The following is a 14002-nucleotide window of genomic DNA, read 5'->3' on the forward strand; positions in this document are numbered from 1 at the left end:
CGTTAGTGTTCTCTGGTATCAAAAGGTCCTGGAGGGACGGGGTCGTCTCCACCTGGGTGTAAAGGGTGGCATTTTAATACGCGTTTCACCGTCAACCAACTGCCTTTTATCACTCCAAACCTGCGCAATGCCTCAATTCCGTAGCTTGAGCATGTTGGCGTGAAACGGCAATGTGGCCCGAGTAGCGGACTAATCAGGCGTTGATAGACCCGAATGAGGGCTATCAGGACCCGCGAGCCAGGCGACAGTGGCGGCGCCATAATTTTTCCAACGCTTCCGAGAGAGCACGGTTATCGAGGTCGGCAACCCCTTTTTTAGCCACCACCACGAAATCCATTGAAGGCAGTTCGTGCTGACGTAAACGGAAGCTTTCACGCGTCAGACGTTTAATCCGGTTGCGTTCATGCGCACGCTTAACGTTTTTCTTGGCGACTGTGAGACCGATGCGGGGATGCCCCAGCGAATTTTGGCGGCCGAGGATGGTGATTTGCGGCGTGCCAGCCCGTAGTGGCTGCTGGAAGACGAAAGTGAAATGAGTGGGAGTTAACAAACGTAACTCCCTGGGAAATGCGAGCTTAACCACTCAGGGGTTAGCTTTATTACTTGGAAACGGTCAGACGAGCGCGGCCTTTAGCACGACGACGTGCCAGAACCTGACGACCATTTTTAGTAGCCATACGAGCACGGAAGCCGTGAGAACGGTTGCGCTTCAGTACAGACGGTTGAAAAGTGCGTTTCATGGCGATTTCTACCTAAACTTGAATAAATTCACTGACTTTTGCGTATACCCGAACGAGATTCGAACGACTAACGCCTCAGCGTGGGTGATTAAAGAGGCCGGATTGTAATAATTGTACACTCCGGAGTCAATTCTCTTTCCTTAAATCCCTGCGTATTTCCGCACGATTTCGCGTGGAAAATGAGCAACGAACGACGCAGGAAGATGAGCATCACGCGCCGGGTCGAGGATTATACGGGCTCGCCAACAAAGCGCAAGGATCCTCCTGGATCTTCGTTAGATCATTTAAGCCCAAAATTGTCTGTGCTCATTAAATTTTCCAATATGCGGCCTAAATCGCGAGGCACTCGCGTCAGGATCGTTTACACTTACCCGATTCCGGATCTTCCTGTGGATAAATCGGGAAGAATCTGTGAGAAACAGAAGATCTCTGGCTCAGTTTAGGCTATGATCCGCGGTCCTGATCGGGATCCAGCGATCCTGGCCGGACATAAACACAACATCGTTCAGGCTGTATCAACGATAGCGTGTATAACCGCAGATAGCGGTTCGCACATCACCCTGATGGGGTCATGTCGATGTGCGCCAACAATCATGAATATTCAATAGTTTTCTTTTATTGTTCGAGTGGAGTCCGCCGTGTCACTTTCGCTTTGGCAGCAGTGTCTTGCCCGATTGCAGGATGAGTTACCAGCCACAGAATTCAGTATGTGGATCCGCCCATTGCAGGCGGAACTGAGCGATAACACGCTGGCTTTGTACGCGCCAAACCGTTTCGTGCTCGATTGGGTAAGGGATAAATACCTTAATAACATCAATGGACTGCTGAACGATTTCTGCGGGTCAGATGCCCCACAGCTGCGTTTTGAAGTGGGCACAAAGCCGGTCACCCAAACCGTTCGTGAAGTTGTCAATGTGGCAGCCCCTGCACAGGCGGCGCCCGCTCCAGCGCCTCGCGTTGCACCGGCTCGTCAGGGCTGGGATAACGTTCCGGCCCCCGCTGAGCCTACCTACCGCTCTAATGTTAACGTGAAACACACGTTCGATAACTTCGTTGAAGGTAAGTCGAACCAGCTGGCGCGCGCGGCGGCCCGCCAGGTTGCCGATAATCCCGGTGGTGCTTACAACCCGCTGTTCCTTTATGGCGGCACGGGTCTCGGTAAAACGCACCTGCTGCATGCGGTGGGCAACGGCATTATGGCGCGTAAGCCCAATGCCAAAGTAGTGTATATGCACTCCGAACGCTTCGTTCAGGACATGGTAAAAGCCCTGCAAAACAATGCGATCGAAGAGTTTAAACGCTACTACCGTTCCGTTGATGCGCTGCTGATCGATGACATCCAGTTCTTTGCCAATAAAGAACGATCGCAGGAAGAGTTTTTCCACACCTTTAACGCCCTGCTGGAAGGCAATCAGCAGATCATTTTGACCTCGGATCGTTATCCAAAAGAGATCAACGGCGTTGAAGATCGTCTCAAATCCCGCTTCGGCTGGGGCCTGACCGTGGCGATCGAGCCGCCGGAGCTGGAAACCCGCGTCGCGATCCTGATGAAAAAAGCCGACGAGAACGACATTCGCCTGCCGGGTGAAGTGGCGTTCTTTATTGCCAAGCGCCTGCGTTCCAACGTTCGTGAGCTGGAAGGGGCACTGAACCGCGTTATCGCCAACGCCAATTTTACCGGTCGTGCGATCACCATCGATTTTGTGCGTGAAGCGCTGCGCGATTTGTTGGCATTGCAGGAAAAACTGGTCACCATCGACAATATTCAGAAGACGGTGGCTGAGTACTACAAGATCAAAGTGGCAGATTTACTGTCTAAACGTCGTTCCCGCTCGGTGGCGCGTCCGCGTCAGATGGCGATGGCGCTGGCAAAAGAGCTCACCAACCACAGCCTGCCGGAAATCGGTGATGCGTTTGGTGGCCGTGACCATACGACCGTGCTGCACGCCTGTCGCAAGATTGAGCAGTTACGCGAAGAAAGCCACGACATAAAAGAAGATTTTTCCAATTTAATCAGAACATTATCATCGTGACGCTATGAAATTTACCGTTGAACGTGAACATTTATTAAAACCGCTGCAACAGGTGAGTGGCCCATTAGGCGGCCGCCCTACGCTGCCTATTCTTGGAAACCTGCTGCTTCAGGTCGCTGACGGTACGCTGTCGCTGACCGGCACAGATCTGGAAATGGAAATGATCGCGCGCGTTACGCTGACTCAGCCGCACGACGCGGGCGCGACCACGGTTCCGGCACGTAAATTCTTTGATATTTGCCGTGGGCTGCCGGAAGGCGCTGAAATCGCCGTGCAGCTGGAGGGCGACCGCATGCTGGTGCGCTCTGGCCGCAGCCGTTTCTCCCTCTCCACGCTGCCCGCTGCGGACTTCCCGAACCTGGATGACTGGCAGAGCGAAGTTGAATTTACCCTGCCGCAGGCGACGATGAAGCGTCTGATTGAAGCCACGCAGTTCTCTATGGCGCATCAGGACGTTCGTTACTACTTAAACGGCATGCTGTTCGAAACCGAAGGTGAAGAGCTGCGTACCGTGGCTACAGACGGTCACCGTCTGGCGGTCTGTTCTATGCCGATTGGCGATTCACTGCCAAACCATTCGGTGATCGTACCGCGTAAAGGCGTAATTGAACTGATGCGTATGCTCGACGGCGGCGACACCCCGCTGCGCGTGCAGATTGGTAGCAACAATATTCGTGCCCACGTGGGCGATTTTGTCTTCACATCGAAGCTGGTAGACGGACGTTTCCCGGATTATCGCCGCGTATTGCCGAAGAACCCGGACAAAACGCTGGAGGCAGGTTGCGACATCCTCAAGCAGGCGTTCGCGCGCGCCGCTATTCTCTCCAACGAGAAATTCCGCGGCGTACGTCTGTACGTGAGTGAAAACCAGATCAAAATCACCGCCAACAACCCGGAGCAGGAAGAGGCAGAAGAGATTCTGGACGTCACCTACGCCGGGGCTGAGATGGAAATCGGCTTCAACGTCAGCTATGTGCTGGATGTGCTGAATGCACTGAAATGCGAGAACGTTCGCATCCTGCTGACTGACTCCGTTTCGAGCGTACAGATTGAAGATGCCGCATCACAGTCGGCTGCTTATGTTGTCATGCCAATGAGACTGTAATGTCGCTCACCCGTCTGTTGATCCGCGACTTTCGCAACATCGAGAGCGCGGATCTCGCTTTATCCCCTGGCTTTAATTTCCTGGTTGGCGCGAACGGCAGCGGCAAAACCAGCGTGCTGGAAGCCATCTATACGCTCGGTCATGGCCGGGCGTTTCGCAGTTTGCAGATTGGTCGCGTGATTCGCCACGAGCAGGATGCGTTTGTGCTGCATGGGCGCTTGCAGGGTGCCGAGCGGGAAACCGCCATCGGCCTGACCAAAGACAAGCAGGGCGACAGCAAGGTGCGCATCGACGGCACCGACGGCCACAAGGTGGCGGAGCTGGCACTGCTGATGCCGATGCAGCTGATTACGCCGGAGGGGTTTACTTTACTCAACGGCGGCCCCAAATACAGAAGAGCGTTCCTCGACTGGGGATGCTTTCACAATGAAGCCGGTTTCTTTAACGCCTGGAGCAATCTGAAGCGTCTGCTTAAACAGCGTAACGCCGCATTGCGCCAGGTCACGCGCTACGCCCAGCTGCGTCCGTGGGACATGGAATTAATTCCTCTTGCGGAACAAATCAGCCGCTGGCGTGCCGAATACAGCGCAGGTATCGCCGAAGACATGGCCGATACCTGCAAACAGTTTTTACCCGAGTTCTCTCTCACCTTCTCTTTCCAGCGTGGCTGGGAAAAAGAGACGGATTATGCCGAGGTGTTAGAGAGAAGCTTCGAGCGCGATCGCATGTTGACCTACACCGCGCACGGCCCGCACAAGGCGGATTTCCGCATTCGTGCCGACGGTGCGCCGGTGGAAGACACGCTGTCGCGCGGGCAGCTGAAGCTCCTGATGTGCGCGCTGCGCCTGGCGCAGGGGGAATTCCTCACCCGCGAAAGTGGGCGACGCTGCCTGTACCTGATAGATGATTTTGCCTCGGAACTTGACGACGCGCGGCGCGGGCTACTTGCCAGCCGCTTAAAAGCCACACAGTCGCAGGTTTTCGTCAGCGCCATTAGCGCTGAACACGTTATGGACATGTCGGACGAAAATTCGAAGATGTTTACCGTGGAAAAGGGTAAAATAACGGATTAACCCAAGTTGAAATGAGCGAGAAACGTTGATGTCGAATTCTTATGACTCCTCCAGTATCAAAGTCCTGAAAGGACTGGATGCGGTGCGTAAGCGCCCGGGTATGTATATCGGCGACACGGATGACGGCACCGGTCTGCACCACATGGTATTCGAGGTGGTAGATAACGCTATCGACGAAGCGCTCGCGGGTCACTGTAAAGACATCGTGGTCACGATCCATGCGGACAACTCCGTGTCCGTTACCGATGATGGTCGTGGCATCCCAACCGGTATTCACCCGGAAGAGGGCGTATCTGCTGCGGAAGTTATCATGACCGTTCTGCACGCAGGCGGTAAGTTCGATGATAACTCCTATAAAGTTTCCGGCGGTCTGCACGGCGTAGGCGTATCCGTAGTAAACGCCCTGTCGCAGAAGCTGGAGCTGGTTATCCAGCGCGAAGGCAAAATTCACCGCCAGATTTATACCCATGGTGTGCCGCAGGCACCGCTGGCCGTTACCGGTGATACCGACAAAACCGGTACCATGGTGCGTTTCTGGCCGAGCCTTGAAACCTTCACCAACGTCACCGAATTCGAGTACGAGATCCTGGCGAAACGCCTGCGTGAACTGTCGTTCCTGAACTCCGGCGTGTCGATTCGACTGCGCGACAAACGCGACAACAAAGAAGACCACTTCCACTACGAAGGCGGTATCAAGGCGTTCGTTGAGTATTTGAACAAGAACAAAACGCCAATTCACCCGAATATCTTCTACTTCTCTACTGAAAAAGACGGTATCGGCGTGGAAGTGGCACTGCAGTGGAACGATGGTTTCCAGGAAAACATCTACTGCTTTACCAACAACATTCCACAGCGCGACGGCGGTACTCACCTTGCGGGCTTCCGCGCGGCGATGACCCGTACCCTGAACGCCTACATGGACAAAGAAGGCTACAGCAAAAAAGCGAAAGTCAGCGCCACCGGCGACGATGCCCGTGAAGGCCTGATTGCCGTGGTCTCCGTAAAGGTGCCGGATCCGAAATTCTCCTCACAGACCAAAGACAAGCTGGTCTCTTCTGAGGTGAAATCGGCGGTTGAACAGCAGATGAACGAACTGCTGAGCGAATACCTGCTGGAAAACCCGTCCGACGCGAAAATCGTGGTGGGTAAAATTATCGATGCGGCGCGTGCCCGTGAAGCGGCGCGTAAAGCCCGTGAAATGACCCGTCGTAAAGGCGCGCTGGATCTGGCAGGCCTGCCGGGCAAACTGGCTGACTGCCAGGAACGCGATCCGGCGCTGTCTGAACTGTACCTTGTGGAAGGGGACTCCGCGGGCGGTTCTGCAAAGCAGGGCCGTAACCGCAAGAACCAGGCGATTCTGCCGCTGAAGGGTAAAATCCTTAACGTTGAGAAAGCGCGCTTCGACAAGATGCTCTCTTCTCAGGAAGTGGCGACGCTCATCACCGCGCTCGGCTGCGGCATCGGTCGCGACGAGTACAACCCGGACAAACTGCGCTATCACAGCATCATCATCATGACCGATGCGGACGTCGACGGCTCGCACATTCGTACGCTGCTGTTGACCTTCTTCTATCGTCAGATGCCGGAAATCGTTGAGCGCGGCCACGTCTACATTGCCCAGCCGCCGCTGTATAAAGTGAAGAAAGGCAAGCAGGAACAGTACATTAAAGATGACGAGGCGATGGATCAGTACCAAATCGCGATCGCCCTTGATGGTGCGACCCTGCACGCAAACTCCAGCGCGCCAGCGCTGGCCGGTGAACCGCTGGAGCGTCTGGTCTCCGAGTTCAACGCCACGCAGAAAATGATTGGCCGTATGGAGCGTCGCTATCCGAAAGCGCTGCTGAAAGAGCTGATTTATCAGCCGACCCTGACCGAAGCCGAGCTGAGCGACGAGCAGACCGTCACCCGCTGGGTGAACACCCTGGTGAGCGAGCTGAACGAGAAAGAGCAGCACGGCAGCCAGTGGAAGTTCGACGTTCAGCAGAACGCTGAGCAGCAGTTCGAGCCGATTGTTCGCGTGCGTACCCACGGCGTCGATACCGACTACCCGCTGGAGCACGAGTTTGTTACCGGTCCGGAATACCGCCGTATCTGCACCCTCGGCGAGAAGCTGCGTGGTCTGATCGAAGACGACGCGTTCATCGAACGTGGCGAACGTCGTCAGCCGGTAGCCAGCTTCGAACAGGCGCTTGAGTGGCTGGTGAAAGAGTCCCGTCGTGGCCTCTCTATTCAGCGTTATAAAGGCCTGGGCGAAATGAACCCGGATCAGCTGTGGGAAACCACCATGGATCCAGAAAGCCGTCGCATGCTGCGCGTCACCGTTAAAGACGCAATCGCAGCGGATCAGCTGTTCACGACCCTGATGGGCGATGCGGTTGAACCACGTCGCGCCTTCATCGAAGAGAACGCCCTGAAAGCGGCGAATATCGATATTTAATCGTCGTAATACCGCACGATAACAGGCCGCGCTTTTAGCGCGGCTTTTTTATGGGCGCAGGCATATCCAGCGACATCACGGACGGTAAACGGCTCGCCAGCGTATCTATCGCTATTCTAACCCTCAGCGGCAGATGCGGCGTCTGCTGCCAGACCGCATGAACGTTGAAATGCACATCCGGTGCCTGCTTTAAGAGCGGGACGAGTTTGCCCTGGTGAATATCTTTGACGACCATCCAGCAGGGCAGCCATGCAATGCCGTGTCCGGCCAGCGCAGCGTCGCAGATCGCCTGCAAATCATCCATGTTGAGCGACGATCGGGGGGTAAAGGTGCGCGACGTTCCTTCGCTATCCATCAGCTGCCAGGGCAATACTCTGCCTGCGCTCAAATAGTTAATGGCCGTATGCTGGGGTAAATCATCAACGCTTTGTGGCTGGCCTTTCCTCAGCAGATACTCCGGTGCGGCGCACAGCACCATGCGGTGTTCGCCCAGCTTTCTGGCGACCAGCAGGCTGCTGTCCTGCAGCGTGCCGTTACGTACCGCCATATCAAAGCCTTCCTCTACCAGATCCACCACGCGGTCGCTGAATGACATTTCAAGCTCAAGCCCAGGATGTTCCTGCGTCAGTTCTATCAGCAGTGGCGCGACGCACTGGCGACCAAACAGAACCGGCATGGCGACGCGCAGGCGGCCGCTGACCTGCTGCTTCCCTGTTTCAAGCAGCGACTCCGCGCCCCGAATCTCCTCCAGCGCGCGAAGGCAGCGTTCATAAAACAGAGCGCCGTTGTCGGTCAGCCTCTGGCTGCGGGTGGTACGCTGGAAAAGACGTACCCCCAGCCGCTCTTCAAGACGAGCAATGCTTTTTCCTACCGCCGAGCGCGACAAATGCAGACGGACGGCGGCCTGCGCAAAACTTCCCGCCTCAACGGCGGCCACAAATACAGGTATATCCTTCAGCGTATCGGTCATGAATTGTATCCACTGCGTCATCAATTATGGGAAAACTTATCGCCACTGGCGACCAAACGTCAACGGTAGACTGTCAGTCCTAAAGCTTATTTGATGGCAGGAGAGAAAAAATGACAGAAACAATGCAGCGCTGGTCAATGAACGCCCTTGGGCGCGAGAGCCTTCAGCTTGTTCAGGTGCCTGTGTCACAGCCAGGCCCGGGGGAGGTTCGCGTAAGGGTTAATGCCGTTGCGCTCAACTACCGGGATAAAATGGTGATTGAAGGCACAATGCCGATCCCGCTTTCCTTCCCGTTTACCCCGGCGTCTGACATGGCGGGCGTGGTGGACAGCATTGGTGAAGGCGTTACGCGTTTCAAACCCGGCGCACGCGTCATCTCAACCTTCTTCCCGGAATGGATCGACGGCAAGCCGCAGGCAGACGCGCGCGATTTGCCCTATAAAACGTCCGGTGGATACTTCCAGGGCATGCTGGCCGAATATGTGATTGTGAGTGAAAACGCGCTGGTGGCGTCCCCGGAAAGCCTGGATGACGCTGAGGCCAGCACGCTTCCTTGCGCGGGGCTTACCGCATGGTTCGCGCTGGTGGAGCGCGGTCATTTACGCGCCGGGCAATCGGTGCTGGTACAAGGCACGGGCGGTGTGGCGCTATTCGCTTTGCAGATAGCAAAAGCGCACGGCGCAGAAGTTATTGTTACGTCGGGGAGTGATGAAAAACTGGCTCTGGCCAAAAAGCTGGGAGCCAGCCAGGGCATCAACCGACTGAAAGGCGACTGGGCTGAAAATACGCTGGCACTGACGCAGGATCGCGGCATCGACCATATTATCGAAACCGTGGGTGGGGAGAATCTGAGACATTCCCTTCGCGCGGTAGCCGTTCACGGGCGTATCTCCGTTATTGGCGTGCTGGCCGGAACGGACATTTCCCTGCCTGCTGGCGAGCTGCTGCTGAAATCCCCCGTCATTCAGGGGATTGGGGTTGGACACCGCCGGGCGCTGGAAGATTTCGTCCGTGCTGTTGATGTCACGGAGTTAAAACCGGTGATTGAACATCGCTACCGTTTTGACGAACTGGAACAGGCGCTTGAGCATCTGGATCGCGGTGCGTTTGGCAAAATCGTTCTCACCCGCCAGTGAGTTCTTGTTCCCGGGATAAATATAAAAGGGGCTTTTTGTTACGCAAGGTAGCTCTATTTTTGTGTGCTTAATCGCGTTAGCATGAAATAGCACTCATTTATCCCGGGGACCTCATGGCTATCAAACTCATTGCAATCGATATGGACGGCACGCTGCTGCTGCCAGACCACACTATCTCTCCTGCCGTTAAAAATGCGATCGCCGCCGCACGCGAAAAAGGCGTGAACGTGGTGCTCACCACCGGACGCCCGTATGCCGGGGTGCACAGCTACCTGAAAGAGCTGCACATGAATCAGCCTGGCGATTACTGCATCACCTATAACGGCGCTCTGGTGCAAAAGGCAGCAGATGGCAGCACGGTGGCGCAAACTGCACTGAGCTATGATGACTACCGTTTCCTGGAAAAGCTCTCCCGCGAAGTGGGCTCTCACTTCCACGCGCTCGATCGCAATACGCTTTACACCGCCAACCGTGATATCAGCTACTACACGGTGCACGAGTCCTACGTTGCAACCATTCCACTGGTGTTCTGCGAAGCGGAAAACATGGACCCGGCAACCCAGTTCCTGAAAGTGATGATGATTGATGAACCTGCGGTTCTCGACAAAGCCATCTCACGCATTCCGGCTGAGGTAAAAGAGAAATACACCGTGCTGAAAAGTGCGCCATACTTCCTCGAAATCCTTGATAAACGCGTCAATAAAGGCACGGGCGTCAAATCGCTTGCCGATGCGCTGGGCATCAAGCCTGAGGAGATCATGGCGCTGGGCGACCAGGAAAACGATATTGCGATGATCGAATATGCAGGCATGGGCGTGGCGATGGATAACGCGATCCCATCGGTGAAAGAAGTGGCGAACTTCGTCACCAAATCTAACCTGGAAGACGGCGTGGCTTATGCGATTGAGAAATTTGTCCTGTCCTAACAGCTGTCTGTAATCATCAGCCTCGGTTATCAACCGGGGCTTTTTTTGGCGCTGAATTTATCGAATTGTTCTTTTTGTGATCTGGATTGTAGTACAACATTAATTGATTGTACTACATTGTCACCACGGCAAAGGCGAAAGGACTCACGTTTGTACTGCAAAAGTGAGGCGAAATTCAGCGGTCGCGGTAAAGTAGTGATGGACTTACAGAGCACAAGGACTCTCCATGACACTCAATAAAACCGATCGCATTGTCATCACGCTGGGCACTCAGATTGTGGGTGGCAAATACGTTCCCGGTTCGCCGCTGCCAGCAGAGGCGGAACTGTGCGAGGAGTTTGAAACCTCGCGCAACATCATCCGGGAAGTGTTCCGCTCGCTGATGGCGAAGCGGCTGATTGAAATGAAGCGCTATCGCGGCGCGTTTGTTGCGCCGCGTAACCAGTGGAACTACCTCGATACCGATGTTCTGCAATGGGTACTGGAAAACGACTACGACCCACGGCTTATCGGCGCGATGAGCGAAGTCCGAAATCTGGTGGAACCGGCCATCGCCCGCTGGGCGGCAGAGCGCGCAACGTCAGGTGACCTGGCACAGATTGAGTCGGCGTTAAACGACATGATCGCCAATAACCAGAATCGGGAGGCGTTCAACGAGGCGGACATTCGCTACCACGAGGCGGTACTGCAGTCGGTGCATAACCCGGTGTTACAGCAGCTTAGCGTGGCGATCAGCTCGCTACAGCGAGCAGTATTTGAACGTACCTGGATGGGCGATGAGGCCAACATGCCGAAAACGCTTCAGGAACATAAAGCGCTGTTCGATGCGATACGGCATCAGGACGGCGATGCGGCAGAGCAGGCGGCACTGACCATGATCGCCAGCTCGACACGAAGGTTGAAGGAAATCACATGACATCACGCTACATCGCAATTGACTGGGGATCGACCAATCTGCGCGCCTGGCTCTACCAGGGGGAGCAGTGTCTGGAAAGCAGGCAATCAGAAGCAGGTGTGACGCGCCTGAACGGTAAATCCCCCGAAGCGGTGTTAGCAGAGGTGACACAAAACTGGCGCGACGGTACTACGCCAGTGGTGATGGCCGGAATGGTCGGCAGTAACGTGGGCTGGAAGGTTGCGCCTTACCTGTCGGTTCCGGTGCATTTCACCGCCATTGGCGATCAGTTAACGTCTGTTGGCGACAGTGTCTGGATTATTCCCGGTTTATGCGTCTCTCGCGACGATAACCATAACGTGATGCGCGGCGAAGAGACGCAGCTGCTCGGGGCGCGCACCCTTTCTCCTTCTTCTGTCTACGTCATGCCCGGGACGCACTGCAAATGGGTCCAGGCGGATGCTGAGCAAATTCATGATTTCCGCACGGTGATGACCGGCGAGCTGCACCACTTGCTGCTTAAGCATTCGCTGGTGGGGGCCGGTTTGCCGGAGCAAACCCCTTCGCCGGAAGCGTTTGCCGCCGGGCTTGAGCGCGGGATCGCATCCCCTGCCGTTTTGCCGCAACTTTTTGAGGTTCGCGCCTCGCACGTGCTGGGAAACCTTCCGCGCGAGCAGGTCAGCGAATTTCTGTCCGGCCTGCTGATTGGCGCAGAAGTCGCCGCCCTGAGCGACGGGTTCGCCGGGCAGCAGGCCATCACGCTCGTCGCGGGTTCATCGCTGACGTCTCGTTACCGCCAGGCGTTCCACGCTATCGGACGGGATGTTGCTGCGGTGGAAGGCGACACGGCATTTCAGGCAGGCATAAGGAGCATCGCTCATGCAGTGGCAAACTGAACTTCCCCTGATCGCGATTTTGCGCGGTATCACGCCCGGTGAGGCCTTAGCGCACGTTGGCGCGGTGATCGACGCCGGGTTCGACGCGGTGGAAATCCCGCTCAACTCCCCGGAATGGGAAAAAAGCATTCCGGCAGTTGTTAAGGCGTTCGGTGATAAGGCGCTGATTGGCGCTGGTACCGTATTACAGCCGGAGCAGGTGGATGAGCTGGCGAAGATGGGCTGCAAGCTTATCGTCACACCGAATATCAACCCCGAGGTGATCCGCCGGGCGGTGGATTACGGCATGACCGTATGTCCGGGCTGCGCCACGGCCACAGAAGCCTTTTCCGCCCTCGATGCGGGCGCACAGTCTCTCAAAATTTTCCCGTCGTCGGCCTTTGGTCCGGATTACATCAAAGCGCTGAAAGCGGTCTTACCCGCCAGCGTGCCGGTCTTTGCCGTGGGCGGCGTCACGCCGGAAAACCTGGTGCAGTGGATAAAAGCAGGTTGTGCGGGCGCGGGGCTGGGCAGCGATCTCTATCGTGCCGGACAGCCCGTTGAGCGTACCGCACAGCAGGCGGCAGCATTTGTGAAAGCGTATCGAGAGGCAGTGCAATGAAAATAACCAAACTTACCACGTACCGTTTACCCCCGCGTTGGATGTTCCTGAAAATCGAAACCGACGAAGGCGTGGTTGGCTGGGGCGAGCCGGTGATTGAAGGCCGTGCGCGTACGGTTGAAGCCGCGGTTCACGAGCTGGGTGAATACCTGATTGGCCAGGATCCGGCGCGCATCAACGACCTGTGGCAGGTCATGTACCGGGCGGGATTTTACCGTGGCGGTCCGATCCTGATGAGCGCCATCGCCGGTATCGATCAGGCTCTGTGGGATATCAAAGGCAAAGTGCTGAATGCCCCGGTCTGGCAATTAATGGGCGGCCTGGTGCGAGACAAAATCAAAGCCTACAGCTGGGTGGGCGGTGACCGCCCTGCGGAAGTGATCGACGGTATCCGGCAGCTGCGCAACATCGGTTTTGACACCTTCAAACTCAACGGCTGCGAAGAGATGGGCGTTATCGACAACTCGCGCGCGGTAGACCGGGCGGTGAACACCGTGGCGCAAATCCGCGAGGCTTTCGGCAACGAGATTGAGTTTGGCCTGGATTTCCACGGCCGCGTCAGCGCGCCAATGGCCAAAGTGCTGATTAAAGAGCTGGAGCCGTATCGCCCGCTGTTTATTGAAGAGCCTGTTCTGGCCGAGCAGGCGGAATACTATCCAAAACTGGCTGAACAGACGCACATTCCCATCGCGGCGGGGGAGCGTATGTTCTCGCGCTTCGAGTTTAAGCGCGTGCTGGAAGCGGGCGGCATTGCGATCCTGCAACCGGACCTCTCCCACGCGGGTGGCATCACCGAATGCTACAAAATTGCCGGCATGGCAGAAGCCTACGATGTGGCGCTGGCACCGCACTGTCCGCTTGGGCCGATTGCGCTGGCAGCCTGTCTGCATGTGGACTTCGTCTCCCGTAATGCAGTGTTCCAGGAACAAAGCATGGGCATTCACTATAACAAGGGCGCGGAGCTGCTCGACTTTGTGAAAAACAAGGAAGACTTCAGCATGGAAGGCGGTTTCTTTAAACCGTTAACGAAGCCGGGCCTTGGCGTGGAGATCGACGAAGCCAAAGTCATTGAGCTGAGTAAAAGTGCGCCGGACTGGCGTAACCCACTGTGGCGTCATGAAGACGGTTCCGTAGCCGAGTGGTAAATGCGCGTCATACTTCGCGCTGGTGATGCGTTGGCTGCGTTT

14 protein-coding genes are annotated in these 14002 nt (G+C 55.9%); 10 read left to right on the forward strand and 4 right to left on the reverse strand.

Features of this window, described 5'->3' with window-relative positions; translation table 11 throughout:
• Nucleotides 1-2: 2 nt before the first annotated feature.
• From yidD to rpmH, 3 genes are read right to left on the reverse strand one after another with little or no spacing between them, the layout of a single operon-like run.
• Nucleotides 3-260, reverse strand: a complete 258-nt coding sequence (gene yidD / locus ACOT0L_RS03355) for a membrane protein insertion efficiency factor YidD (protein WP_001307474.1) — start codon at nt 258-260, stop codon at nt 3-5.
• Nucleotides 224-583: a ribonuclease P protein component gene (gene rnpA / locus ACOT0L_RS03360; RefSeq protein ID WP_006808764.1), complete on the reverse strand. Its 360-nt coding sequence runs from the start codon at nt 581-583 to the stop codon at nt 224-226. The genes yidD and rnpA overlap by 37 nt, the downstream gene beginning before the upstream one ends.
• A 16-nt stretch (nt 584-599) precedes the next feature.
• Entirely contained in the window at nt 600-740 is a 141-nt protein-coding gene (rpmH, locus tag ACOT0L_RS03365) for a 50S ribosomal protein L34 (RefSeq protein WP_000831330.1), read from the reverse strand.
• Nucleotides 741-1378: 638 nt separating this feature from the next.
• Between rpmH and dnaA the strand changes: the two genes are divergently transcribed.
• Genes dnaA through gyrB form a run of 4 tightly spaced genes read left to right on the forward strand, consistent with a single transcriptional unit; the run spans nt 1379 to nt 7391 of the window.
• Nucleotides 1379-2773: a chromosomal replication initiator protein DnaA gene (gene dnaA, locus ACOT0L_RS03370; RefSeq protein WP_003861124.1), complete on the forward strand. Its 1395-nt coding sequence runs from the start codon at nt 1379-1381 to the stop codon at nt 2771-2773.
• A gap of 4 nt (nt 2774-2777) precedes the next feature.
• Nucleotides 2778-3878 carry a DNA polymerase III subunit beta gene (dnaN, locus tag ACOT0L_RS03375; protein WP_003861122.1) on the forward strand — a complete coding sequence of 367 codons (1101 nt, stop codon included), beginning with the start codon at nt 2778-2780 and terminating at the stop codon, nt 3876-3878.
• Nucleotides 3878-4951, forward strand: a complete 1074-nt coding sequence (gene recF / locus ACOT0L_RS03380; RefSeq protein ID WP_022646527.1) for a DNA replication/repair protein RecF — start codon at nt 3878-3880, stop codon at nt 4949-4951. The genes dnaN and recF overlap by 1 nt, the downstream gene beginning before the upstream one ends.
• A gap of 28 nt (nt 4952-4979) precedes the next feature.
• The gene (gene gyrB / locus ACOT0L_RS03385; RefSeq protein ID WP_069596101.1) at nt 4980-7391 is read left to right on the forward strand and encodes a DNA topoisomerase (ATP-hydrolyzing) subunit B; all 2412 of its coding nucleotides are present in this window, start codon (nt 4980-4982) and stop codon (nt 7389-7391) included.
• Nucleotides 7392-7425: 34 nt separating this feature from the next.
• Here the strand turns inward: gyrB and ACOT0L_RS03390 are convergent, their stop codons facing one another.
• Nucleotides 7426-8361, reverse strand: coding sequence for a LysR family transcriptional regulator (locus tag ACOT0L_RS03390; RefSeq protein WP_126502751.1), 936 nt, complete (start codon nt 8359-8361; stop codon nt 7426-7428).
• A 110-nt stretch (nt 8362-8471) separates the two neighbouring features.
• On the opposite strand from ACOT0L_RS03390, the gene ACOT0L_RS03395 reads away from it, so the two are divergent.
• The 6 genes from ACOT0L_RS03395 (at nt 8472) to dgoD (ending at nt 13960) form a co-directional block, all read left to right on the forward strand.
• Nucleotides 8472-9497, forward strand: coding sequence for a zinc-dependent alcohol dehydrogenase family protein (locus ACOT0L_RS03395; protein ID WP_126502752.1), 1026 nt, complete (start codon nt 8472-8474; stop codon nt 9495-9497).
• Between the two features lie 113 nt (nt 9498-9610).
• Nucleotides 9611-10423, forward strand: a complete 813-nt coding sequence (gene yidA / locus ACOT0L_RS03400) for a sugar-phosphatase (RefSeq protein WP_023305134.1) — start codon at nt 9611-9613, stop codon at nt 10421-10423.
• A gap of 226 nt (nt 10424-10649) precedes the next feature.
• Nucleotides 10650-11339, forward strand: a complete 690-nt coding sequence (gene dgoR, locus ACOT0L_RS03405) for a D-galactonate utilization transcriptional regulator DgoR (protein ID WP_003861109.1) — start codon at nt 10650-10652, stop codon at nt 11337-11339.
• On the forward strand, nt 11336-12214 hold the full coding sequence (locus tag ACOT0L_RS03410; protein ID WP_126502753.1) for a 2-dehydro-3-deoxygalactonokinase: 879 nt from the start codon (nt 11336-11338) through the stop codon (nt 12212-12214). The genes dgoR and ACOT0L_RS03410 overlap by 4 nt, the downstream gene beginning before the upstream one ends.
• The gene (locus ACOT0L_RS03415) at nt 12198-12815 is read left to right on the forward strand and encodes a 2-dehydro-3-deoxy-6-phosphogalactonate aldolase (RefSeq protein WP_023305135.1); all 618 of its coding nucleotides are present in this window, start codon (nt 12198-12200) and stop codon (nt 12813-12815) included. Before ACOT0L_RS03410 ends, ACOT0L_RS03415 begins: the two co-directional genes overlap by 17 nt.
• A complete protein-coding gene (gene dgoD / locus ACOT0L_RS03420; RefSeq protein ID WP_003861103.1) occupies nt 12812-13960 on the forward strand; it encodes a galactonate dehydratase in 1149 nt (382 codons plus the stop codon). Before ACOT0L_RS03415 ends, dgoD begins: the two co-directional genes overlap by 4 nt.
• Nucleotides 13961-14002 lie beyond the last annotated feature (42 nt).

The organism is Enterobacter cloacae complex sp. XAL002 (genome assembly GCF_049236805.1).
GTDB classification, from domain to species: domain Bacteria; phylum Pseudomonadota; class Gammaproteobacteria; order Enterobacterales; family Enterobacteriaceae; genus Enterobacter; species Enterobacter intestinihominis.

What these genes read in the sequence shown, in the direction of transcription:
- yidD (WP_001307474.1), bottom strand. Translation starts at nt 260, where the DNA reads ATGGCGCCGCCACTGTCGCCTGGCTCGCGGGTCCTGATAGCCCTCATT.
- rpmH (WP_000831330.1), bottom strand. Translation starts at nt 740, where the DNA reads ATGAAACGCACTTTTCAACCGTCTGTACTGAAGCGCAACCGTTCTCAC.
- dnaN (WP_003861122.1), top strand. Translation starts at nt 2,778, where the DNA reads ATGAAATTTACCGTTGAACGTGAACATTTATTAAAACCGCTGCAACAG.
- recF (WP_022646527.1), top strand. Translation starts at nt 3,878, where the DNA reads ATGTCGCTCACCCGTCTGTTGATCCGCGACTTTCGCAACATCGAGAGC.
- gyrB (WP_069596101.1), top strand. Translation starts at nt 4,980, where the DNA reads ATGTCGAATTCTTATGACTCCTCCAGTATCAAAGTCCTGAAAGGACTG.
- ACOT0L_RS03390 (WP_126502751.1), bottom strand. Translation starts at nt 8,361, where the DNA reads ATGACCGATACGCTGAAGGATATACCTGTATTTGTGGCCGCCGTTGAG.
- ACOT0L_RS03395 (WP_126502752.1), top strand. Translation starts at nt 8,472, where the DNA reads ATGACAGAAACAATGCAGCGCTGGTCAATGAACGCCCTTGGGCGCGAG.
- yidA (WP_023305134.1), top strand. Translation starts at nt 9,611, where the DNA reads ATGGCTATCAAACTCATTGCAATCGATATGGACGGCACGCTGCTGCTG.
- dgoR (WP_003861109.1), top strand. Translation starts at nt 10,650, where the DNA reads ATGACACTCAATAAAACCGATCGCATTGTCATCACGCTGGGCACTCAG.
- ACOT0L_RS03410 (WP_126502753.1), top strand. Translation starts at nt 11,336, where the DNA reads ATGACATCACGCTACATCGCAATTGACTGGGGATCGACCAATCTGCGC.
- ACOT0L_RS03415 (WP_023305135.1), top strand. Translation starts at nt 12,198, where the DNA reads ATGCAGTGGCAAACTGAACTTCCCCTGATCGCGATTTTGCGCGGTATC.
- dgoD (WP_003861103.1), top strand. Translation starts at nt 12,812, where the DNA reads ATGAAAATAACCAAACTTACCACGTACCGTTTACCCCCGCGTTGGATG.